The sequence below is a fragment of the Pontibacter korlensis genome (genome assembly GCF_000973725.1).
GTDB classification, from domain to species: Bacteria; Bacteroidota; Bacteroidia; order Cytophagales; family Hymenobacteraceae; genus Pontibacter; species Pontibacter korlensis.
The window spans coordinates 3,376,020-3,399,963 of sequence record NZ_CP009621.1; the positions used below are offsets into that span (position 1 = coordinate 3,376,020).

A 23,944-nucleotide genomic window follows, 5' to 3' on the forward strand; every position below is an offset into this window, starting at 1 on the left:
TACAAGTGCAGCTCTCCTTTCAAACTATGAATCATGGGAAAACTATTCGAAGAGCGACACAATTTGCGCTACCTGTTCTTTAGTTAGAGGTTCGTCGAAAGCACCTGTAGCGATAGCAGTAGAGTAACCATCCCCAACAGTTGAAACGTCATTAATTCCGCCCTGCATGAGGTTGTCTTCTCCGGCATAAACAGGCTGAGCTCCGGCTGGAACGTTACTGTTATCACCTGCTCCTACTATCCATCCTAAATTGCCACGCATACGTCTGATATGGGCTGCATGCCGCGCCTCTACAGAGTGTATCTGCAAGGCAGCTGTGAGCACCGTGTCGTTGTTTATCAGGTTAGGGGCCTGTCCTTTATATGCTCTAACTCCTGTATCTTCGAAGGCCTGCGCAAGAGTCAGGAAAGTCTGGTAGTTTGTGTTCCAGTCAGGGAAGTTCTTACCAAAGTTGAAGGTAGGCTCGCTTATCGGTGTGCCGTTCAGGCTTTGGATGGTGGCAATGAGCAAGTCTACGTGAGCTGCTTCGTGCATCTGTATCTTCTCGATAGCGGCTCTTGCTGTGCCATCTGTGATAAGTCCTGATGCTGCCAGGGCCTGTGTGTAGAAGTTGCGCTCCAGGTACTCAAGCTTCAGTGCGAAGTTTAAAACCTCCAATACCATGCTGTTGCTCTGGCCGTATGCCTTCTGGAAAACCGAACCCAGGGCAAAGGGAATAGCCGCCAGCGCTGTTTTCTTTCCTATGCTGCCGAGGCTTTTAAACGCATGTCTTCTTGAGTCCATACGAGAGTATACTTCCGGATCAGCTTTTTCTATCTCTTCAATAATGTTAAATATGTTCATGGCTTGGTCTCCTTACTGTGGTAAATTGTTTGCAGAAATTTTTGTCTTGATGAAAGGTGCGGCTGCCTGAAGTACATCAGTAGGCATCATGGCAGGATCAAGGCCTTGGCTGTTTGCTGTATCTGAGAAAGTGCCGTTTTGGATCAAATCTCGAATCACAGCGGCATGTCTCGCCTCTACAGAAACAATTTTACCTGCTAAGGTCAGTAAACCAGCATCCTCCAAGAGTTTGCCAGCACCGTTATAAGCGGCTACTCCCAGATCCTCAAAAGTGCGGGCTGTGGTTAGAATACTGTTCTTGTCGTTAAAATTTACGGCTGAGAAGTCAACCTCAAGGTCAGGAATGGCTGCGCTTCCCAGTGCTGCTTTTAAGAAGTCTCTGTGGATGCCTTCATGCCCCTTCAGATCCTGCATAATTTGCTGCTCGGTCTGGTTAAACATGTTCAGGGAGCGTGCAACTACTTCAGCATAATAGGCTGCCTCCAATTGCTCCAGTGCATAAGCGTAATTAAGTATTCCCGTATCGCCTGAACCCAGATCAACGGTTTCAGGGTCAGTAGGCATCATTTCATCATCGTCGTCGTTGCACGAGGTAAAAGCCAGTAGCAACGTTGTTGCGGCGGCTGTAGCACCTGCATAGCGGAAAAATTTGCGGCGCTGCATCGGCCCCAGTAGCTCGATTGAAGAGTTGTCGCCTTTTTCCGAAGGTTGTTCTTGTAGTTTTTTCATAACCAATTTGTTACAGTAATAATAAGATGAGATTTACCACAGGTAGACCTGCTAGCCTGTTGAATTGAAAGACCTACGAAGTGTAGTTACAGTGCGGATTTAGGTAGTTTGAAAATATTTTAGAGAAGTTTGGGTTTAGGCTGCGTTTTGCTTTACCTCCTCCTGCCTTTTCTCAGGCTGCGCCGGATGTTCTTTTCCTGCTACCGTGTTTTCGATGTCGCTTTTTATTTCCTTGGAGGCATCCTTAAACTCTCTTATGCCACGTCCAAACCCTTTTGCTAATTCTGGAATGCGCTTTGCGCCAAAAAGTAAAAGAAGAGCTACTATGATCAAGACTACTTCTGTGCCTCCCAAGCCTCCCACAAATAATAAAATGCTGTTGCTATCCATAGTTGTAAATTTTAAAATGAGCAATACAAACGAGCGGGAGACAAATCCGGATTGGTAGCCCAGAAGATTTCTTTTTGCTGTTGCTCCATCAGAAAGGCAGAACTGTTTAATCAATGTTGTATTTTGGTCTGCTAACTTTGAAGTATGTTTGATTTTCGCCTTAAGGTTTTTTACACCGTTGCCCAAAAGCTTAGCTTCACAAAGGCTGCGCAGGCTCTCTTTATTAGCCAGCCTGCTGTTACCAAACACATTCGGGAACTGGAGCAGCACCTGGGGGTAGGGCTTTTCAGGCGCAATGGCAATAGCATATCACTTACAGCTGCAGGGCAGTTGCTGATGCAACACGCCCAGAAGATAGCCGAGGCGTATGCACTGCTGGAGAACGAAATGGCACAGTTCAGTAGTACGGCAGGCGGCCACCTGCGTATCGGGGCAAGCACAACGTTGGCGCAGTATGTACTGCCTGGTATCCTGGCACGGTTCAAAACTGCGCACCCATCGGTAGATGTTAGCTTTATCACAGGTAACAGTGAGCAGATAGAGCAGCGGCTGATGCAGGAGAAACTGGACCTGGGAGTAGTGGAGGGAAATTCACATCACCCCCAGATTATGTATGAGCCTTTTTCCAGGGATGAAATTGTGCTGGTAGCCAGAACTGGCAGCAGGCAGTCGCGCAAAGCTGAGATACAGCCTGCAGAGCTGCTTGAGATGCCACTGGTGTTACGGGAACAGGGGTCTGGCACCCGCGATGTGCTGCTGGAGTCCTTGTCTGAGGCAGGATTGCACGCTAAGGACCTGAAAGCAGAACTAATGCTGGAAAGCTCCGAAAGTATAAAACAATACCTTTTACATGCTGATTGTGCTGCGTTTCTTTCTGTGCATTCTGTGGCCCGGGAGCTGCGGCAGCGGGAGTTAACCGTTATAGACATCAAAGGGCTTGAAATTTACCGCACCTTTCAGTTCATCACCCTTCGTGGTCAAAGTTCCTCTTTAGCAGAGCAATTTCGTAAATTCTGCCTACGCCATTATAACCTCAGGTAATAACGCATCACTTTTTATGATTAGCTACTGGTATAGGTACTGACGTACTTTGTATCATGGACGCTGAGAATAAGGCAATAGAAACAACAAGGGGTGGAGGTTTTGAAGCAGGGGAGAAGCCTTCTTTTATCAGAAGACCTAGCACCCGCCAATTTATCTTCCTGTTACTTCTCTTGCTTTGCCTTACACCGCTGGTTGGTCCGCCACTGGCCCTTTTATTGGGGTTTGTAATGGCGCAAACAATTGGTCATCCCTTTCTGAAACTAAACCACAAGGCAACGCACTGGCTGCTGCAGACCTCTGTGGTAGGGCTGGGCTTCGGCATGAACGCGCATAGTGCACTTCAGGCTGGAAGGGAAGGAGTGCTGCTTACTATTGCCTCCATTGCAGGTACTTTGGCGCTGGGTGCGCTGTTGGGTCGCTGGCTACACATCGAGCGGAAAACTTCTCAGCTTATCTCCTCAGGTACGGCTATCTGTGGTGGTAGTGCTATCGCGGCCATGTCCCCGGTTATCCGTGCCGGAGAGCAGCAGATATCGGTAGCATTGGGTGTTGTGTTTATCCTCAATTCTATTGCTCTCTTTACTTTTCCGGTGGTGGGGCACTGGCTGGATCTTACGCAAACACAGTTTGGGCTGTGGTGTGCTATCGCCATACACGATACCAGCTCAGTGGTAGGAGCAGCCAGTAAATATGGAGCAGAAGCTCTTGAAATTGCCACCACCGTTAAACTCGCGCGGGCACTGTGGATCATACCGGTAGCGCTGGGTGCAAGACTGGTATCTAAGAGTGGCGCAGGAAAAGTTAAAGTTCCATATTTTATCGGGCTGTTTATTTTAGCGATGTTAGCCAATACCTACCTGCCAGCTGTACAGGAGTATGGTCGTTATGCAGTAGGCATCGCCAAGACGGGCCTAACACTCACACTCTTCCTGATTGGTGCTGGCTTGTCGCGCCAAGCGTTACGATCGGTAGGGGTAAGGCCTCTTTTACAGGGGGGAGTGTTGTGGGGGGTAATTTCGCTTGCCTCGCTGTGGGCCATTATAGAGATAAGCTTTTAGCTCCGTCTGCTTACCTGATTTTGTAGAATAAGTACACTTCAGGCACATGTTTGGCTCTTACTCATAAGGTTTCCCGAGCATTACGATATCAAGCTCTGCCTGAACACCTTTTAGCTTAATAGTAGCTTTAGGAGGCTCCAACGGCTGAGGGTTTGTTAATTTCCATGCATCGGCAGAAACTACAAAGCTGTTGTTTAGTTGCCTAGTGGCTGATTGCAGGCGGGCGGCTATGTTTACAGGCAAACCCATCACTGCCAGGTTCCTGTTTAACCCCAAACCTGTGTTTCCTACTATAACCCTGCCAACGTGCAGACCAATGCCCACTTCCGCACGGTAGTTAAAGTATGGTTTCAGATAGCCTTCGTTAAGCATCTTAACATCCTCCAGTATTTTAAGTCCGGTCTCTACGGCAGCCTGAGTAGCAATCGGAAGCTTTTCTTCGAGGCCAAACACGGCGTACAAGCTGTCACCTCCTGTTTCCAATATCTTGCCCCGGCTGTTTTCCTCAATCTCTTTTTGGAACAAACGGAACAGGCGGCGCAGCATGTGCATGACATCAAAAGGGGAATGAAACTCCATAAAAGGGGTAAAATTCCTGATGTCGAGGAAGAAAAGAGCCAGCTCCCGCTCTTCGCCAATTTTCTTTATACCTTCTGTCGTTTCGGTGCCTACGTAAAGGCACAGGTCATCATCGTCCCTGATGATGCGTTGAACACTAACAGGCTCCCCCTTCACCTTTGTTTGGCAGGCGAGGCGAATACCGGCAGGAAAGCTCATCTTCTCCCTTAGTTCCAGCTCTCTTCTGGTGGGTGAGCTGAGTAACTCTTCCCCTTCCTGAACAAGTATGCGGCAGGTGGAGCATTTGCCCTGGCCGCCGCATACATGGTAGTGCGGTATGCCAGCTGCCAGGGAGGCTCTTAAGACCGACTGCCCTTCCTGTACCCTCACCGGGCGATCACCGATGAGGTTTATCGTGTATTCATTTCTGGTGTTCATCAGCATTTCAGTTGACTCATCCACTTATACTTGCTGTGGAAGTATAGGGTGCGTTAACCTAGCATCCAGTGCTCCTAAAGTGACTTTATGATGTTACTGGTTGACTTCTACCACAATAATTTATGTGCTGGTAAAGCTTATGCTTACGATAGTACTGCCTATTAATTCTATGATGAAGGTTCGAGCCGTTTTTTGAGGTGGAGTAAAGTATAAAGTTCGTTCAAGAAGCAAACTTAAGTTAACAGTTTGGTAGTGAAAGGAATTAGTTTATACCTTTGTGCTCATCAAGAACCAATGACAAAACAGCAACACATATTGCCATTCCCATTCTACAACGATTATTACACACGGGTGTATGTCTGGGAAAGGTATGCGCATTGCTGTACTGCATAACGTTGTAAGTAATAACACTTCTATACCATAAGCCCAGGCATTCGCCTGGGCTTTTTTTATTTCTAAGATTTTACAAACAAACATTTCCGATGGAAGCATTAAAAGAGAATGTAGAGATTTTTCTGCCTGAAAATGGACTGGAGCAAAAGCTGGAACAGGCCGAGCGGGAAAACCGCAAACTAGTTATTAAACTGGGTTTTGACCCAACGGCACCCGACCTGCACCTGGGGCATGCTATTGTACTGAAGAAGCTGAAGCAGTTCCAGGACCTAGGACACCGTATAGTGATCGTTATCGGCAGCTTTACGGCCCGTATCGGAGACCCGACTGGCAAGAATAAGTCACGGCCGCCGCTCACTAAGGAAGATGTTGCAGCCAATGCGCAGACTTACGTGAACCAGCTGTCTAAAATACTTGATGTAGACCGTTGCGAGATCGTGTACAATTCGCAGTGGTTAGACAGTCTGCAGCTATCTGAAATGATACAGCTGCTTTCGAAGGTGACGGTAGCGCAGATTATGCACCGCACTGACTTTAGTAAGCGCTTTCAGGAGAACACGCCAATCGCTATGCACGAGCTCATTTACCCGATCATGCAGGGCTTTGACTCGGTTAAGATACAGGCTGATATAGAGATGGGCGGAACCGATCAGCTTTTCAACTGTACTATGGGGCGGCAGCTGCAGGAAACAGAAGGAATGTCTTCCCAGATCGTGATGTGCATGCCTTTGCTGCGCGGAACCGACGGCCACGAGAAGATGAGCAAATCGCTCAACAACATCATCGGGCTCACAGATGAGCCAAACGAGATGTTCGGCAAGGTTATGTCGATACCAGATGCTTTGCTGCCCGACTACCTGCAACTGGTGGCTGATTTTAGCCAGGCGGAAAAACAGGAGTGGCAAAACCGGCTGGCACAGGGCGAGAACCCGATGGCGCTGAAGAAAGCTATCGCCAGCAATGTAGTAAGGCAATACCATAATGAGAAGGTGGCTGCTAAGGCTACTGAGTTCTTTGAGCAGCGCTTCCAGAACAAGTCCTTTCAGGAGAAGAACTTTACGCCAGTTAGCCTAGATGATCTGGGTTGTGATGAAAGCGAGATAGCTATGATAGACCTGTGTAAATTATTGCTACCTCAGGAAAGCAAAGCTAATATCAGGAGGTTGATAGAAGGGGGAGGCGTAACCGTAAACGATGAGAAAGTAGCTGTTGCACTGATGAAGGTAGAGCTAAAAACTGCCACCAAAATAAGGTTGGGCAAGCGACATTATTTTGAGCTGATGTAAAGTTTAGCAGAATTATCTAAAAGGCCACGCAGAGATAAAACTGCGTGGCCTTTCAATATTTGCTGATGCTATAGTTGATGCTATACTAAAGCGTTATCACTTCACCATCCTGAGGTATGGTGAGCTTATCTGTCCCTATGTTTAGCTCCTCTGCCTTCTGGTGTAGCGAAACCCTTGTAGTACGGCAATGATCAAGGGCATCCATGTGTACAGCTATCACTCTGGCTTCTCCGCTATCTTTGATCAAGGCCATGGTTTGTTCTTCGTCCATCAGGATAGGCGTTGATTCAAAACCAGGGAAGGCAGCGCCGCCAGAGTTGGTGATTATGTAATCCGGTTTATACTTCTGAATAGCCTGGTCTATTTCTTCTATCCAAATACTATCGCCCACGATGTATAGCGTAGGCTGATTCTCAGCCTGGAGTACAAAGCCAGAAACAATGCCCATCTGCTTCAAAATCTCACCGCTGCCATGCTCGCCCCCTGTTCTGTGAATGGTAATGCCGTTCCACACTTTGCTTTCCTCCACCGTTTCGGCATTGGTGAAGCCTTCTTTTTGAAAGAATTCCTGGTCGGCAGGTTGATTGAAAAGTTTTATACTTTTATCCAGCGTCTGGCTAGCCACCTGGTCGAAGTGGTCAGGGTGCGTATGCGTTACCAGCACCAGGTCAAGGTCTTTTGTAAGCTCTTCTATAGAGATAGGTAGGTCAACCATCGGGTTTCTTGCCTTGCCTGCCAGCGGGTCGAAAGACTCCTTAGGCATCAGCATAGGGTCTACCAATATTTTCTTGCCGGCATAGTTTATTACCAGCGTCGCATTCCTAACTAATTGTATACTTGCACTTGTTGCCATATCGTACTGATTTTTATTTCTTGATTTCAATACAAAAGTAAGGGCACTGCTCTTGTGCTTAGCTACCAATGCTTTCTGACTTGCTACCATTTTGATAATACAGCAGGAAAGCAGAAGTGGTTTGACCGGTCTGTGTCTTAAAGAAGCGCATCAGGTGGTTGGGCTCCGAAAAGTTAAGCTCATGCGCTATATCGGCTACCGTTAGGTCAGAGTGTATAAGGTAATTCTTGATTTCGAAGAGCAGCCGCTGTTTTAATAAGTGTGTAGCTGTTACATTAAACTGAGCCTGTACAGCTTTGTTAAGTGTAATCCTGCTTATACCCAACAACGAAGTATACTCACTGATTCGCTGCTTCTCCTTAATGTGTAGCTCCAGCAATTTCTTAAACTGATAGGCATAGTTGTTCTCCGGCTTATCAAGTGGAAGGTGGTTGTGCTGAGCATAATCCCTGTTGAACTTCAGCAACAGGTAATAGAGGAGGGAGCGGATGAGATGCTCACTATCCGGGTTGGCCTCTTTCAGTTCGGTGTGTATTTCGGTAAGTGTGCTGCAGGCTTTATGTATGTACTCAGCCGACACGTTCATGCTTAGCGGGTAGTCCAACTGGTAAAAGTATAGCAGCCGGTACGTGAACAGCTTATCAGCAAAAAAGTCGTTGAGAAAGTCTTCTTGAAAGATAAGAAACGTGAAGTCTAGGTGGTCTGGGTCCAGCTTCCACTGCCGTTTCTGGAAGGGGGAAATAAAGACAATAGAATTATCGCTGAGGTTGATATTTTGCTGGTTTAACCCAACGTGCCCTTTCGCTTTTCTGAAAATCAGAATCTCGAAATAATCTGTGTTGTAAGCTTCTGTATTGGTGTAGGCGTGTTTTATTTCCTCTCCAGAGCCAACCCGAAGCAGGACTTCTACACCGCACTTCGTTTTATCAAATTTTATTGTTCTCAAGGATTGGGACTTTTTCTGATATACGATGTGTGGAGTGGTGAAATCATATTGAACGTGTCCATGTCTGCGGCGGCGAATGAGATATAGCCAAAGCCTAAATTATGGACCTTGTTGTATAATGTTTTATTCCTTTTTTAAGAAGTATTTGAAGCCTTTTGGAGTTTGAATGTTCATATTATTTTCTTCTACGTTCGATAATAAATATTCAAATTCTCGGGTACTTCCATTAAAGTAGGGCATGATTACTTTAAGACGGGAACCATTATATATCCATTCAAACTCACTATCATTTATGCCACCACCACTTGTAGTGTTTCCTTTATTATTTTTATAAAGGATGAACCCATCACTATAGGTGTGTTCTAATAATGAATATGCGCCGTTATAAGATCTGCTACCATCATCTAATAATTGATATTCATATTTCTACTGTCCAAGGATACTTGATGTAGGGTCAACTTTTTCTTTTTCACACGAGAATAAGAATCCTACTGAAATGAACATTAACCAAAGTGCTTTTTTCATAAATCCAAGTTTTGAATATTATACAATGGCTTCGCATACCAGCACGTGCCGGATGTTTGTAACGAGGTTTCTAAAGTAGACAAATTATTCTTTTACCTGAGTCGTTTCTTAGAAAGCAAAATGCAGGCATGGCTGGTATGCAGTGTTACCGGCTGGTGCTATTAACTTGATTGCATACTTTGTTTAAGGCATCAACATTAGTGTGCTATCTAAGCATTAATATTTCACTACAACTTTTCCAATGGTTTTGCTGCTTTCTAATAAACGATGGGCTTCTTTTATATTTTCGGCGGTCAAGCCTTCAAGTGTGGTATTAAGTGTCGGTTGTAAGATGCCATCATCCAGCAGTTGTGCAATTTTATTTAGAATGTGGTGCTGCTCTATCATGTCTTCTGTTTGATACATAGAACGTGTAAACATCAGCTCCCAATAAAAGCTTACACTCTTTCTTTTTAGCTGCTGCAATTTTACAGGTTCTGTAGGGTCGCTGATACAACCTACCTTTCCCAGCGGTTTGATGAGTTCTACTATGGCCTCCCAATATTGATTCAGGTCTACAAAGTCTACAATATAGTCTACCTGTTCAAAGCCAATGTTTTTTACCTCACTAACAAGGTTACTGTGGTTGACTACATGATCTGCCCCCATTTTTTTGCACCAATCGATGGTAACGTCCCTTGAAGCGGTGGCAATAACGGTTAACCCCAACAACTTTTTAGCCAGTTGGATGGCAACTGATCCAACACCTCCTGCACCGCCAATAATAAGAATAGTTTTGCCTGCATCTTTTTCTTTACTCAATTGAAAATGGTCAAAGAACAGTTCGTAGGCAGTAAGGGAAGTAAGCGGCATGGCGGCAGCTTGTTCAATGCTTAAGTTTTTCGGGGCAAATCCCACAATGCGTTCGTCCACTAACTGATACTCCTGGTTAGATCCCTCTCTTGTAAGGTCTCCTGCATAAAATACCCTGTCACCTTTCTTGAAAAGGGTAACTTTATCGCCGGTAGCTTCTACTGTACCCATGGCATCCCAACCAATGACCTTAGGAGTATCCTGTTGCTTGTCTTTCAGGCTGTTTCTCCTTATTTTATAATCTACAGGGTTGACCGATATAGCTTCAACTTTTACCAAAATGTCTTTCCCTTTGGCAGTTGGTATTTCTTTTTCAAACTCAATATAACTATTTGCTTCATCAATGGGTAATGACGTTTTAAATCCAATTGCTTTCATATTCTGTATTATGACCGTTGATTTCTACCTAACAATCTCATTTGAAACTGTTATTATAAATTTACGAAATCTTATTTAAACGGGTGAAGCGTCAAAGCACTTACGGGTAACGGTTCATCTATGGACAGTAGCGGAATAGAAGCAAAGCCTTTTGATTTACTACTTCACCCGCTATTACCCATACACATTGTTATCGGTTCGGGCTTTTATTCAAACTACTATTCAATTTCATCGTCAGCCTCATAATCATCGGTCTGATAAATCTATAGGCAAGAATTCCAATAGCTGCCAGTATGAGTATAAAAGCGGTAGGCAATATTGCTCCAAAGGTGTAGGTCATGCCAAGAATGAAGCCTAAGATGAACTCAGCGTAATATATGGGAATAATAAGACTAAGCACTAGTATGATGTAAGGAATATTGTCTAAAAAGGCGCTGTATCCATTCGTGAATGAAGTTGCTATTAAAACCCCTAAGCCCAAACCTGTTAAAAAAAGCCTTAAAGCCTGTCTTTGTAGATTGTTCGTTTGCTGAACCTGTGAAGATTGTTTGCCAATTCTCTTTTCCGTCCTACCTATAAGAAACCATGTAAGAATAGGAAGTATTAATCCGTTCCACCAGTTGGAGATTGCAGGCAGGTTTTGTTGTTGTAGAATATGATGACTGGCGACACCACCATGAAAATGCTCCCAAATAAGTAAGGAGAGAACAAAAATAGTTACAATACCTGTAAGAAGGACTTTAGTATTCGACCTGTTTTGTCTTCGAGCGATCTCTTGATTTATCATCATTTTCTATCTTCCTTTTGACTGACTGTCTGCTTGACCGGTCACGGTTTGACTAAGCGGCGGCAGAAGGCTGTCGGCCGAGGCTGACATTTAGGTGATGTTAGCTACTGTATTTCTTCAAATAGCCACTCTTTAGCAGAAAGCTTTCGGCATCCGACATCAAGATAATGTCCGCAATAGCTTGTTTCTTGTCTTTGGCATTGTTGTAATATGCCTCGCAAATTCTAAAACCTATGAAATAGGCTAAATCGGCTGGTCGGTTTGTTCGGTAGTCATACATCCAATTTGTGTCGCCGATGGCCTTCCCATTTTTGACATCTGTGTAGAATTCGTTCCATAACTCCCTTTCGTGTTCCAAACCGTAATCATATATGGCTTTGCTTTGCGTTATCCTGCCCAACATCAGGGAGGCGATAAAATCAGCCGCCCCTTCCACTATAGTTTGTTTCAGCAGGGATTCATCTGCATTATCTCCACCTGGCTGCTGTGTATGAACAGCTTCGTGGGCTACTACACCAATGATGTCACCTGTTTGGTTTCTTAGGACAAGCCTCATGAAATCATTCCTGTCAAACTCATTGAGGTTAACAGTTTGGTCGGCTGCTACAATCTCAGTTCCTATCAGAATCAATCCCTCTGAAGTTGTGCCACCTGTTCTCAAGGTTCCAATGGCAAAACACACGTCTGGCTGCCTAAAGGACGGGTAAAGTTCAAGAAGCTTATCAAAAGCAGGCTGTAGTTCGGATTTCCTGTTCTGCACGTCTTCGGTCAAGGATCTGATTGTTTTCCAGAACTCAGGCATAGTTCTCACCAGCTGAACATACTCTTTGGCTGTGAAATTTCTTAGCTGCAAGAACTCCTTGAAGTATGGACTTGCTTTATCCAGGTACAACTCCTGAAATGTTGAAACACTATCCGATGAGTGTTTCAAATGGTCATATGCCTTCCAGAAATTTTCTATGTCCTGCGTCTCAACTTTATAGCTAATATTATTTGATTTATCTATTGCATTAGGAACTTTAGAATGGGTGCAGCTTAAGGTGAGCAAGCCACCAAGTAAAATGCTACAGAGACTCCTTTTCATTTATAATCATTTATTGTAGCTACGGACTCGTACAGGCAACGGGTGAGGCATTAGCCGAACATGGTGCTTGTACTGTGTTGGCATTATTAATTTTTCTTTAAACCTTTCAAAACTACTCTGTTATTTTCTGGGTCAACAGTAGAATAAATGACCAAAATAGTATCTACTAATTTAACGGGTGGATTCCCTTTAATGCGATAGGTAGCATCTACACCTAAACTGCTGCCATTTATCTGAAGGGTAGTAGTGTACCTGTTCTTTATCTTTCAACTTATACACCTGCAGCAGAAATATCTTCAAGTATGAAGCAACAATCTCTTCAGATAAGCTGGTTGGCACTTTGTACTCCAGTAGCATTTTCTGCATCAGATCGTCGAGCAAGTCCACATCTGAGGTACTTAGGTGAAGCACCGGTTGCACGTTTATGTTATCGAAAATTCCATACTTGAGTAACAAGTTATCAACGCTCGCATCAACGGAAAATACAAACTCATTAAACTTCAACACAAAACCTTTGGTAGGCCCATCTTTATGTATTTGGTGTACATGGCTAGGCTGCTGTAAAAACAAGCAGGGACCCTTAAAGGTGTAGGGCTGAAAGTCTATAATATGTGTACCACTGCCTTCAGTTATCCAGATAATCTCATAATATGTGTGGCGGTGTGGAGCAATACGCCTGAGTCCCGCATCAGGTGAATCCTGGTAAGAAGCGCTGTAAAAGTCGCGGAATGTATTTTTTGCAAAGCTTTCTGCTTCAGTGTAGACAGGAATAATTGCGTTTGACTTCATCATAGTTTTATGTATTGCTGCGCGATTTGTAAAAATCTAAATCTACATGAGACTGTCTTAACAGGCTGAACCCATCTTATTTGTTTTGGCTGCGGAATTGTTCTGGTGTAAGCCTCGTGTGCTTTTTAAAAAAGCGGAAGAAATAAGCAGCATCAAGGTAACCCAGGTCAGCAGCGATCTGAGAAGCAGTTAAGCCGGAGTGCACTAACAGTCGTTGCGCTTCCAGTAACAAGCGTTCCTGCACCAGTTCATTGGTTGTCTTTCCCAGAGACTGCTTACAAACCTCTTTCAAATGCTTGGCAGTAACGTTCAGCTGATCTGCATATGCAGTAACTGGCAGGTGTTCTTTGTACTGTTGTTCTACCAATATTACAAACTTTTGTAACAAGGAGAGCTCTCCGCCCTGTACCTCTGCTACGTTTTCCTGGGCATGATAAATCCGTGTTAACCGGATCAGCAAAACATCCAGGTAGCGACTCAGCATTTCACTTCTCATCAACTCCTTACTTACATACTCTTGCTGCATTAACTGAAATGCCCTTACTAGTGCATGCTTTTCATCTGGTGTAACTGATAGAACTGGCTTATTGAGGAGGGTGTTAAAGAAAGGGAAGCTAAAGAGCTCTTTGTGTGGAAACTCCCTGAGGTAAAATTCTGGAGTGAAGAAAGCTACAAAGCCATCAGCATCATCAGAAAGCTCCCAACTGTGTACCTGGCCTGGTGCCATAAAGAACACTGTATCTGGCTCTACCTCATACTTTTTAAAGTCGATTGTATGTGTCCCTTTGCCTTGGGTTATCAGGAGAACAATATAAAAGCTATGCTTGTGAGGCTCACGGATAAAAAGGTGCTCCTGTAGATGCGCTGCAAAAGAACTCAGGTAAAAGTACTGCTCTTTTTGTGCCTGAGCATTGAAATCCTGAATCTGATAGACGGGCAATTGTGGCTTTGGCATGTGCTTTACCTTGTTATCAGTAAAGCTAATAAAGATGCGGAAGAAATATAAATGAACCTGTCCGAGACGTACGGCTACTTCAAAAGCAACACTGCAAAGCAGGTATGATTTTACTGCGCTAAGAATGCCAGGCTAGTATGCAAAGCATGTTCTGAGCTAGCTTTTTCGTATACTTGGCCAGGAGCTAAGTATAAAGGCGGTTGTGTACTAACTTGAAAAAAGCTTTATTCACTGCTTCGGTACAAAAAGTACAGTTAAACGGACTTTTTGTACCGTAAAGAAGCTAAGTATACCTAGTATATTTGCGTTATAGATTAACAAGCAAGTTAAAAACATGAGTCAGCGAAAGTCGATGTTGTATGGTGTCCTTACAATGAAATGCCCCAGATGCCGGGAGGGAAGAATGTTCTCTTCACCGACCTATAGCACAAGTTTTTCGGATATGAACAAGAGCTGCCCTTGCTGCGGACAAGATCTGGAGCAGGAGGTAGGGTACTATTATGGAGCAATGTATGTTAGCTTTGCTATCAACGTTGCTATCTTCCTGGGGTCCATGTTTATACTTTACCAGTTCGTGGAGGAGCTAACTATGGCCATGATGATAGGTGTAGTTGCCGTGGTGGTAGTTGGTTTTCTACCTCTCATTTTCAGGTTATCAAGAGTGCTGTGGATCAACATTTTTGTCCGATATGAAGGCCCCTGCAGCGAAATACCTAAAAAAGTGCCTAACAGGTGATGCCGCGAGCTAACTAGATTATTACAAGCCTTTCTATGGAGTTGCACAGCTTAAAGAATGTATTCTAGGTAGAGCAAGAGTATTCAGTCTGAACATATCTAGTATAACCATTCAATACCCCCCTTCGATTTGACCTACTAGTTCTGGAAGGATGAGTAGAGCTAAATACGCCAGAGTCTGTAAAGTCTCTGGCGTATTGCTTTAACAATAGCTTACAGTTTTCCCTCCTATTCATTTACCGCTACCTAGAGTACCTTATACTTGCTGTAAAGGTTCGTCTTTACTCTGATACCGCTTCCAGCATATAAATAATTAATTAAGGCCCTTGAGTTATATTCTAGTGTAGCTGCACTTATAAATTGAACCTGACATGCTTTCTTTGTTTGGAGATATTATATTAGTTTGGCTAGATGTATAGGTGGCCGCTACAGTAGAAGCTTGAAGAGGATATTGGTTAAGTCAGCGGAAAGTACTACTCCGTACATAGTGCAGATAAGCGTATGTTGTCGTTTATCTGGTAGTGCCTGTATTGACTTGGTCAATGTTTCGCTCATAATAACTTGAGCTTTGCAATTAGGCCTAAAAGTTAAGGAAGGAGTAAAATCAGTTACAGGAGCTTTTGCAGCGAGACCTTTGCTAACATTGAGTGAGTAAACTCTACCGGTAGTGTGGTCCTGCTGCCCCATTAGGTTTCAAACTGGGCGATGGAGCCCGCATAGAAGAGTAAGCTGGCTGGGCGGCAGGCAAGGGCTTTTGTATTTACCCCAAAACACGAAAGCCTATGAAAAAGCAAACCTTCACCAGAAAGAGCGCGGTCAGCCTGCCGCTGGTCAACCCGAATGCGGCAGGTATCGACGTAGGAGACACCATTCACGCTGTCGCCGTGCCCGAAGACAGGGATCCAGAGCCGGTCAGGTCCTTTGGGACGATGCCCTGCGATTTGGAAGCTATCGCCGCCTGGCTGCTCCGGTGCGGGGTGGACACGGTAGCCATGGAGAGCACGGGCGTGTACTGGAGACCCTTGTTTAACCTACTCATCCAGCAGGGCCTGGAGGTGTACCTGGTCAATGCCAAACAAGTCAAGAACGTATGTGGCAGAAAGAACGATGAGGATGATGCACGCTGGATCCAGAAGCTACACAGTTGCGGACTGCTACGCAGCAGTTACCTGCCCGATGATGAGCAGGAGGCGCTGCGTACCCTGGTGCGCCACCGCAAAACGCTCACCCAGGACCGAAGCCGCTGCGTGTTCCGCATGCAGAAGGCCCTGGAGCTGATGAACGTAAAAGTGCACACGCTCCTGCGCGACATCACCGGCAAGACAGGCATGGCCATCATTGAAGCTATTCTGCGGGGAGAGCGGACAGCGGAAAACTTCCTTGCCTGCGTCCACTTTAAAGTGAAGGCAGACAGGGCCACCATCCTCAAGTCCCTGGAGGGCAACTGGCGCACAGAGCAGCTCTATCTGCTGGAGGATAGTTACATGAACTATCAGTACCTGACCCAGCGCATCGCCTTGTGCGATGTGGCCATCGAGCGGCAGCTCGAACGCTACCGCAGCGAGACCTGCGCTGAAGCGGCGCCTGCCTGTGAGGCCATCACGACCAAGAGGGGCAACAGGAACAAACCAGCGTTCAATACCTGCTCTTACCTTAAGAAAGTGCTGGGAGTGGACGTGATGGCCATCTACGGCATCAGCGACATTGCCGCTTTGGAGATTGTCTCGGAGACGGGCACAGACATGAGCAAATGGGAAACATCCAAGCACTTTGTCAGCTGGCTCAACCTGTGCCCCAACAACAAAATATCAGGCGGAAAGCTTATCAGCAGCACCCTGATGAAGAAGAAGCCTAACCCAGCCAGTCAGGCCTTTCGAAATGCCGCCAATGCCGTGCAGCGCAGCGATAATTGGCTGGGTGACTACTTTAGACGGATGAAAGCAAAGGGTGGTAACAAGTATGCTACCGTGGCCACGGCTAACAAAATTGCCACTATTTACTACAAAATGGTATCTTGCCAGCAGGAGTTTAGGCCCGTAGAATTAGCTGCTTACCAGGAGAAGTATAAGCAAGTAAAAATCATGTATCTGGAACGAAGGCTTCATGAACTCAAAAAGGAAGCTGCTTAGTAGTTATATAGAAGTTGTACTTAATTGTAGTTTATGAATTTACTCAATCCATTATTGGCTGTTAAGTATGAAGACAGAAATGCTTTAGAGATTATTGGGTGGTGGGAGCTAAGAAGACCTCTCTATAACGTGATAGTTTTAGTTTGTGGACTTATAAGTATGTCAATAATGTCTCTAATGGTTAAACTGGAGCCATGGGAAGACATAGTAGAACCGATAGTAGTTTTAGGCTTTGCTTTTCTATGTAATTTAGGTTACACTCTTGGTTGGATTAGTGAGATAATGAATGTCAAAACTAAAACCTTCGGACCAAAATTATTTAAAGTAGGTTTATACTTTACTTTGTTCTGGGTGTTTTTACCAGCTCTAATACATATCATATTGTGGATTAGTAGAGGCTTTGAAAGAATGCAATAAGAAAAACTAAGTACAACACGGCACATAAGCCAAGCTTCAGCTACGCTTCGCTCGCATTATGTACTAACCGTAATAACGATATCTACTTCGATGAACAGCGTACACGCAATTGTTGGGAAGAGCAGCGTAGAGTGTCTTAAAAAGGTACAGGATTGAGCTATAAGTTATCTTGGGTTAAGCCTCCGCCTGTACAAGCTCTTTTAGAAGTTCTATAGTTTATTGCCGCGCAATATGAATGGGTAAAAATAAACCTGGAGTCAGCCTGTAGGCTAAAACCAGGTTTAGTAAAGGGCAGGAGCTTGTACCCTTATTATGTAGGGCCCTCCCAGTAATGAAGTGCTAATTTTGTTTAGATTTTCTCAGGAAGCAGGGTCGCTTCCTCGTAGTTGCCGAGTACCAGTTCAGAGGGTTTACCTTGCGTTACAGCTTCTACCAATAGTTTACCTCCTACAAATGCTCCTTTCCAGGATTCACCCAGGCCACCGAAAACCTCTTCACGGTCGCCACGAGAGCGGAGTTTGTTGATGCCCACTTTAAAAGACCGCACTTCCTTGGCCGTACGCTGGGCCCACTTCTCGTCGTCAGAAGCAATGGCCGCGACCAAAGCTCCATTAGATATATTCATCTCGCCCACTAGCTCTTCTATACGATCTACCAGCACGATAGAATCTATAGGTCCGAAAGGCTCTTTAAAATACAGTTCGCTCTGTCGTGGCAGGTTAACCAGTGCCCGCGGTGCCCGATAGGCTGAACGGTCCTGACCTGGTAAGAACAAAGAATCATCCAGCTTTCCGTCATAAACAGGGGTGGCACCAGTCTTAAGGGCATCTGCATAAAGTCGGTCTAAATCCTCAGCCTGGCGACTGTTTATTACAGGTCCGAATGCTAAGTCCGGCAGTTTATCCTCAGGGTGGTCTACTAGAGTGGGGTTGCCTATCTTAAGGCTACGCACCGAGTTCCAGTAAGTTTCCAGGAACTGCGGAAAAGAACGACGTTCCACCACATACCGCACGTATGCCGTACACCGCTGCTTGCCGTAGTCGTAGCCTTTCTTGAGCTGTTCACCAAGGCTGTCCCAGTCGGAGTAATTCCAGATGCCATAAGTATTGACGCCTTCCATTTCCAGCATGTACCGCTTGTGCACAGAGGCTAGCGCATCGGCAATGTTGCGCCCGTTATAGCGCCCGCCCACAAAAGAAAGGCAGGAGATCGCCTGGTCTTTTACTAACACATCGCTTAATTCTCCACCTGACCCACTCACCAGTGTTACAGGCAAGCCACAACGCCGGGCAATGGCGAAGGCAACGCTCAGGGATATAAAGCCACCATCGGTAGGTGTTTTAGCCACAGCTACGTTGCCGCAAAGCACCTGCACAAGTACTGCGTGCATCAGCACTGACATAGGGTAGTTCCAGGAAGCAATGTTCGACACCACACCCAGAGGCTCCCGATGGCCGAGCATTTCCTCAATATTATCTACATACCACTGCACACCATCTATACAGCGGTCAATATCAGTAAAGCCAAGCTTATAGGTTTTGCCGATCTCCCACATCAAGAGCTTTCCAATTAGATCTACATGCGTGCGTAGCTGATCGAGGCAATCCTGCACCCGCTGCTTGCGCTCATCCAGGTCGGTGCGGCACCAGTCTGCAGCTTCGCGGTGAGCTGCCTGTATGGCACGCAGGGCAGTTGCCCTGTCTAACATGGGCAAGCTGCCTATTACCGAACCATCAATAGGAGAGATGAAGTCGCGGGGAGTGCCCGGTTCCTGCCACTCACCCTCTAAAAGGTTAAGGAAGTTGTTGTTCTGATCAAAGATTTCGGGAGTTACCTGCTTTACTTGTTGAAACAGCTTGGTAAACTCAACTTGGGGAGAAACGATTTTTGCCATCAAAAAGCTTTATTTGATTATGAAAATAAGACCAATGAAAGAGGTAAAATCAGCAGTGGTAGTACAAGTTGCTGAGGCTTTAAGCTTATTAATTACATAAATTTGATAAATATATTCAAGTATAACAGTATATTAATTTTACGAGTAAATGCCAAAGAAAGCCCTGGCACTCATATCTTTGGCAGTATAAGCGTATGTGCAATTTTATCAGGCTCTTAAACGTAAGCTAACAGAAAGGGAGGGAGAAAGCCCTTCCCTTTCTCTTCATCTTAAAAGCCTGGACAGTACCTAGCGGCTGCCCCATCCGCAGGCATGAGTGAGTGTAGGCCCGGAAGATGAATGTTTTTTTTCCACTTAAGCCCCTTTCAGCTATGAAGAATTTACTCTGTCAGAACCTGGGCGTCGATGTGGGCAAAGACGCTCTGGATGTGGTGCGACATCCCTTCACTTTTGTTGGGTTTGATCTTACCATATGTTCTACCGCCTGCACTTGCCGGCTGTTACCTTTGCTGCAGCAAACATGCCCTGCACCGGGATGTGAACGCAGCTAGTAATATAAGAAATAAGGCGGTCGGGCAGACCGTTTCAGCTTGGGAGATATACGGTCGCAGTAGCGAGGTAGCCCAAGAATCCAATCTGCTTTAGCGGTGGGAATGTCAATGAGAATGAAGGAAATAGCTATGGCAAGCAACTGCAGCACGAGGTGCCATCTGTATATCTGATGTAGTTGTATCGGTGGAGGGAAGCTACTTTACTGTATATAGCCAGGGCAGTATGAACAAGCTACTTACAGCTTGCGCTATACAATGATGGCACATGAAAGCAGCAGTAAATAATTTGAAGGTGAAGAGCTCTAGTATTATCTGGAGCAAAAGGAAAAGCCCTCAGTTTCAACTGAGGGGCTTTAACGTGTTTAAGTATAACATTGAAGAACCTTATCTAGAGTGACTCAGCACTACTAGCCCGTCTTCACTATTTCCCATTAGCTTCAAGCCACTTTCTTGCGTTCACAAAAGCTTCCATCCATGGCGATACTTCGTCGTGGCGTCCTTTCGGGTAATGTGCCCACTGCCACTGCAGGAGTGAACGCTCAATGTGCGGCATCATCACCAGGTGGCGACCTGTTTCATCGCAGATCATGGCCGTGTTATAGTCAGAGCCGTTAGGGCAGGCCGGATAGCCTTCGTAAGCGTACTTGGAAACGATCTGGTACTTGTCCTCGGTGTGGGGTAGACTAAAGCGTCCTTCACCGTGCGATACCCAAACACCCAGCGTGCAACCTGCTAAACTGGAAAGCATCACCGATTTGTTCTCCTGGATCGTTAACGACGTGAAGATGCTCTCGTGCTTCTGACTTACGTTATGCAGCATTTTGGCCTTTTGGTCATGACCCATGGTGATGAATCCAAGCTCCACGAACAACTGACAGCCATTGCAAATACCTACTGATAAAGTGTCTTCACGCTTGAAGAAGTTCTCCAGTGCAGTTTTAGCCTTCTCGTTGTACATAAAGGCACCTGCCCAACCTTTAGCAGAACCCAACACGTCTGAGTTAGAGAAGCCACCAACAGCACCTATAAACTGAATGTCTTCCAGTGTCTCTCTTCCAGAGATCAGGTCTGTTGTGTGCACGTCTTTCACATCGAAGCCTGCCAGGTACATGGCATTCGCCATTTCACGCTCTGAGTTACTTCCTTTTTCGCGAATGATAGCTGCCTTTATTCTTGGCTTAGTAGGATCTACAACAGGCTTCTTGCCATCAAATCCTTCCGGAAACTTATAGATCAGCTCCTGCTTCTTATAGTTATCAAAACGCTCTTTTGCACTTACCGGACCACTCTGCTTAATGTCCAGAAGGTAAGAAGTTTTAAACCAGGTATCTCGTAACGGGGCAACATCAAAGCTGTAAGAATCCGCTCCGTTTTTCAGTTCAAGTACAGCGTTAGAAGTGCTGGTGCCAATTTTGTGGAATGGAACATTGTTCGCTTCTAAAGTAGCTTCCACATCTGCTGATGCCTGGAATACGACGCCTATATTCTCTGCAAAAAGCACCTTGATGCTGTCTTCTTCACCTAGAGAAGTAAGATCTATACTTGCGCCCAGGTTGTTGTCAGCAAAGCACATCTCCAGCAGAGTAGTGATCAAACCGCCGCTGCCAATATCATGGCCAGCTTCTATCTTACCTTCCTTAATCAAGCCTTGCAAGGTATCAAATGCATTCTTAAACAGCTTAGCATCGGTAATATCTGGCGTTTCGTTGCCTATTTTATTTACTACCTGTGCAAAAGAAGAACCACCTAGTTTATAGGCATCATTAGAAAGGTTGATGTAATAGATGTTACCGCCATCGCGCTGCAACACTGGTTCAACCACCTGGCGTACATTGCTGCAATTGCCTGCTGCCGAAATGATAACTGTGCCAGGTGCAATAACTTCTTCGTCTTTATACTTCTGCTTCATAGAAAGCGAGTCTTTACCTGTCGGAATATTGATACCTAAGGCAATTGCGAAGTCAGAGCAAGCTTCTACGGCTTTGTACAAACGAGCGTCTTCACCTTCGTTCTTAGAGGCCCACATCCAGTTAGCAGAAAGGGAAACGCTTTGTAAGCCATCTTTCAAAGGTGCCCAAACGATGTTGGATAGAGACTCGCCAATGGCATTACGGCTACCAGCTGCCGGATCTATTAGAGCCGAAATAGGAGCATGGCCCACTGAAGTAGCAACGCCCTCTTTGCCTTGAAAATCAAGAGCCATCACACCGCAGTTATTCAGTGGTAATTGCAGCGGACCGACACATTGCTGTTTCGCCACGCGGCCACCCACGCAACGGTCTACTTTATTTGTAAGCCAGTCTTTGCAGGCAACCGCTTCTAACTGCAGCAACTGCTCCAGGTAAGTATGAAGCTGACCTTTATCGTATGATACAGGCTGGTAAGCTCTGTTTACAGAATTGTCAGTCATCACCACTTTTGGTGAACTTCCGAACATGTCGCTAAGCTCCAGGTCCATTGGCTTTACACCAGTTGACGCTGATTCAAAGGTAAAGCGGTGGTCTCCGGTAACGTCACCTACAGTATACATTGGGGCACGCTCGCGGTCCGCTATTTTCTGTAGGGTAGCAATATCTTGTTCGCCAATTACCAGACCCATACGCTCCTGAGACTCGTTTCCGATAATCTCTTTAGCAGATAGGGTAGGATCACCCACAGGTAACTTATCCAGATCTATCTTGCCACCTGTTTCTTCCACTAACTCTGAAAGGCAGTTTAAGTGTCCGCCAGCGCCGTGATCGTGGATGGAAACAATCGGGTTATGCTCGCTCTCCACCATGCCGCGAATAGCGTTCGCTGCACGTTTTTGCATCTCAGGGTTAGAACGCTGGATAGCATTCAGTTCAATTCCTGAACCGTGTTGTCCTGTGTCGGCAGAGGATACCGCCGCACCGCCCATACCAATGCGGTAGTTTTCACCGCCAAGTATAACAATCTTATCACCAGTTTTTGGATGCTGTTTCTGCGCCTGACTTGCTTTGCCGTAGCCAACGCCACCAGCAAGCATAATTACTTTGTCGTAGCCTAGTTTTCTAGGAGACTCAATGGCATCCGCTTTCTCGTCGTGCTCGAATGTTAAAACAGATCCTGTAATCAGAGGCTGTCCAAATTTATTTCCGAAATCAGTAGCACCATTAGAGGCTTTGATCAGGATATCCATCGGCGTTTGATACAGCCAGTTTCTTTCCTGCGTAGCTTTTTCCCACGGGCGGTCTTTTTCCAGTCGCGACAAAGCTGTCATATAAACAGCTGTTCCGGCAAGCGGAAGGGCTCCCTGGCCACCAGCCAACCTGTCTCTGATTTCACCACCAGAACCGGTAGCTGCACCATTAAAAGGCTCTACTGTAGTCGGGAAGTTATGCGTTTCTGCTTTTATAGAAATAACAGACTCAAAATCACTTACCTGATAGAAGTCAGGAACATCAGCACGCTTTGGTGCGAACTGCTGCACAACCGGTCCTTTAACAAAGGCAACGTTGTCTTTGTAAGCCGAAACAATATCGTTCGGGTTTGCCTCAGATGTTTTGCGGATTAACTTGAACAGAGAAACAGGTTTCTCCTCGCCATCAATTACAAATTTGCCATTAAAGATTTTATGGCGGCAGTGCTCTGAGTTAACCTGCGAAAATCCGAATACTTCAGAGTCAGTAAGTGGTCTGCCTAATCTTTCGGATAAGCTATTTAAATACTCAACTTCTTCATCGCTTAGCGATAGCCCTTCCTGTTTGTTGTACGCTGCAATATCAGTAATTGGCAGCACCGGCTCAGGCTCGATATTGATAGTGTAGATTTCCTGATCCAGACCATTATACTTCTGAGAAAGCATTGGATCAAAATCATTAAAATCTTCTTCTACTATTTTAAACTCTTCAATACGGATGATCCCCTCTATGCCCATGTTCTGCGTGATTTCCACGGCATTGGTACTCCATGGAGTTATCATGGCAGCACGAGGACCAATAAAAAAGCCACTCAGCGCAGTTTCCTGCTTTAGAGTGGCGTTGCCGAACAGCCATTCTAGTTTTGAAATGTCTGTAGCGTTCAGTTCCCCTTCGCTTTGTAGGGCGTAAACTGTATCAGGTTGACTAAAAAAGAAGTGAAGCATGCTTAATTTTTTTCTAGCCACTAAGGTAGGGGTAAAATTTAAAAAACTGAACAAGTATACCGCAGTTATCAGGACAATTCAGACCGTTTAGTACTAAGTAGTACTATTACCTGTTATTCATACTCATCCTTTAGGTTGGAAATCATAGGGTGAACCCGAATGTCTTTGGATATAAAGAACAACACATCAGGATGGTGTAAAGCAG

General features: G+C 45.4%; 20 protein-coding genes. 7 read left to right on the plus strand and 13 right to left on the minus strand.

What is annotated here, in order from left to right:
• Positions 1-42 precede the first annotated feature (42 nt).
• The 3 genes from PKOR_RS14420 to PKOR_RS26100 form a co-directional block, all read right to left on the minus strand.
• Positions 43-843 (minus strand): ferritin-like domain-containing protein, encoded by an 801-nt coding sequence (locus tag PKOR_RS14420; protein ID WP_046311637.1) that lies wholly within the window; start codon positions 841-843, stop codon positions 43-45.
• Between the two features lie 12 nt (positions 844-855).
• Complete coding sequence (locus PKOR_RS14425; RefSeq protein WP_046311638.1) at positions 856-1,572, minus strand: ferritin-like domain-containing protein; 717 nt, start codon at positions 1,570-1,572, stop codon at positions 856-858.
• 135 nt (positions 1,573-1,707) lie between these two features.
• Positions 1,708-2,148, minus strand: a complete 441-nt coding sequence (locus tag PKOR_RS26100; RefSeq protein ID WP_415837279.1) for a Sec-independent protein translocase subunit TatA/TatB — start codon at positions 2,146-2,148, stop codon at positions 1,708-1,710.
• On the opposite strand from PKOR_RS26100, the gene PKOR_RS14435 reads away from it, so the two are divergent.
• Entirely contained in the window at positions 2,107-3,003 is an 897-nt protein-coding gene (locus tag PKOR_RS14435) for a LysR substrate-binding domain-containing protein (RefSeq protein WP_046311640.1), read from the plus strand. The genes PKOR_RS26100 and PKOR_RS14435 overlap by 42 nt on opposite strands.
• A gap of 56 nt (positions 3,004-3,059) precedes the next feature.
• A complete protein-coding gene (locus tag PKOR_RS14440) occupies positions 3,060-4,064 on the plus strand; it encodes a YeiH family protein (RefSeq protein WP_084694804.1) in 1,005 nt (334 codons plus the stop codon).
• A 57-nt stretch (positions 4,065-4,121) separates the two neighbouring features.
• Here PKOR_RS14440 and PKOR_RS14445 read toward each other — a convergent pair whose 3' ends face one another.
• Positions 4,122-5,060 (minus strand): adenylate/guanylate cyclase domain-containing protein, encoded by a 939-nt coding sequence (locus PKOR_RS14445; RefSeq protein ID WP_158453780.1) that lies wholly within the window; start codon positions 5,058-5,060, stop codon positions 4,122-4,124.
• 482 nt (positions 5,061-5,542) lie between these two features.
• Between PKOR_RS14445 and tyrS the strand changes: the two genes are divergently transcribed.
• Positions 5,543-6,739: a tyrosine--tRNA ligase gene (gene tyrS / locus PKOR_RS14450; protein ID WP_046311642.1), complete on the plus strand. Its 1,197-nt coding sequence runs from the start codon at positions 5,543-5,545 to the stop codon at positions 6,737-6,739.
• An 85-nt stretch (positions 6,740-6,824) separates the two neighbouring features.
• Here the strand turns inward: tyrS and PKOR_RS14455 are convergent, their stop codons facing one another.
• The 7 genes from PKOR_RS14455 to PKOR_RS14485 all read right to left on the minus strand — a co-directional run bounded on the left by PKOR_RS14455 (position 6,825) and on the right by PKOR_RS14485 (position 13,908).
• Positions 6,825-7,592, minus strand: coding sequence for an MBL fold metallo-hydrolase (locus PKOR_RS14455; RefSeq protein ID WP_046314525.1), 768 nt, complete (start codon positions 7,590-7,592; stop codon positions 6,825-6,827).
• Between the two features lie 58 nt (positions 7,593-7,650).
• Positions 7,651-8,538: a helix-turn-helix domain-containing protein gene (locus PKOR_RS14460; protein WP_052738876.1), complete on the minus strand. Its 888-nt coding sequence runs from the start codon at positions 8,536-8,538 to the stop codon at positions 7,651-7,653.
• Between the two features lie 741 nt (positions 8,539-9,279).
• Positions 9,280-10,293 (minus strand): zinc-binding alcohol dehydrogenase family protein, encoded by a 1,014-nt coding sequence (locus tag PKOR_RS14465; protein ID WP_046311645.1) that lies wholly within the window; start codon positions 10,291-10,293, stop codon positions 9,280-9,282.
• Between the two features lie 190 nt (positions 10,294-10,483).
• Entirely contained in the window at positions 10,484-11,083 is a 600-nt protein-coding gene (locus PKOR_RS14470) for a hypothetical protein (protein ID WP_046311647.1), read from the minus strand.
• Positions 11,084-11,180: 97 nt separating this feature from the next.
• A complete protein-coding gene (locus PKOR_RS14475; protein ID WP_084694805.1) occupies positions 11,181-12,164 on the minus strand; it encodes a gliding motility protein GldB-related protein in 984 nt (327 codons plus the stop codon).
• Between the two features lie 189 nt (positions 12,165-12,353).
• Positions 12,354-12,956 (minus strand): AraC family ligand binding domain-containing protein, encoded by a 603-nt coding sequence (locus PKOR_RS14480; protein ID WP_046311650.1) that lies wholly within the window; start codon positions 12,954-12,956, stop codon positions 12,354-12,356.
• Positions 12,957-13,029: 73 nt separating this feature from the next.
• Positions 13,030-13,908 carry a helix-turn-helix domain-containing protein gene (locus PKOR_RS14485; protein ID WP_046311652.1) on the minus strand — a complete coding sequence of 293 codons (879 nt, stop codon included), beginning with the start codon at positions 13,906-13,908 and terminating at the stop codon, positions 13,030-13,032.
• Positions 13,909-14,350: 442 nt separating this feature from the next.
• On the opposite strand from PKOR_RS14485, the gene PKOR_RS14490 reads away from it, so the two are divergent.
• The 3 genes from PKOR_RS14490 to PKOR_RS14505 all read left to right on the plus strand — a co-directional run bounded on the left by PKOR_RS14490 (position 14,351) and on the right by PKOR_RS14505 (position 17,189).
• A complete protein-coding gene (locus PKOR_RS14490) occupies positions 14,351-14,644 on the plus strand; it encodes a DUF983 domain-containing protein (protein ID WP_046311654.1) in 294 nt (97 codons plus the stop codon).
• 781 nt (positions 14,645-15,425) lie between these two features.
• A complete protein-coding gene (locus PKOR_RS14500; RefSeq protein WP_046311656.1) occupies positions 15,426-16,772 on the plus strand; it encodes an IS110 family RNA-guided transposase in 1,347 nt (448 codons plus the stop codon).
• A gap of 33 nt (positions 16,773-16,805) precedes the next feature.
• Positions 16,806-17,189, plus strand: coding sequence for a hypothetical protein (locus PKOR_RS14505; RefSeq protein ID WP_046311658.1), 384 nt, complete (start codon positions 16,806-16,808; stop codon positions 17,187-17,189).
• 349 nt (positions 17,190-17,538) lie between these two features.
• On the opposite strand, the gene PKOR_RS14510 is transcribed toward PKOR_RS14505, so the two are convergent.
• A complete protein-coding gene (locus tag PKOR_RS14510; protein WP_046311659.1) occupies positions 17,539-19,083 on the minus strand; it encodes an aldehyde dehydrogenase family protein in 1,545 nt (514 codons plus the stop codon).
• A gap of 371 nt (positions 19,084-19,454) precedes the next feature.
• Between PKOR_RS14510 and PKOR_RS24775 the strand changes: the two genes are divergently transcribed.
• Positions 19,455-19,634 (plus strand): hypothetical protein, encoded by a 180-nt coding sequence (locus PKOR_RS24775; protein ID WP_148561703.1) that lies wholly within the window; start codon positions 19,455-19,457, stop codon positions 19,632-19,634.
• A 421-nt stretch (positions 19,635-20,055) separates the two neighbouring features.
• On the opposite strand, the gene purL is transcribed toward PKOR_RS24775, so the two are convergent.
• The gene (gene purL, locus PKOR_RS14515) at positions 20,056-23,739 is read right to left on the minus strand and encodes a phosphoribosylformylglycinamidine synthase (RefSeq protein ID WP_046311661.1); all 3,684 of its coding nucleotides are present in this window, start codon (positions 23,737-23,739) and stop codon (positions 20,056-20,058) included.
• Positions 23,740-23,944 lie beyond the last annotated feature (205 nt).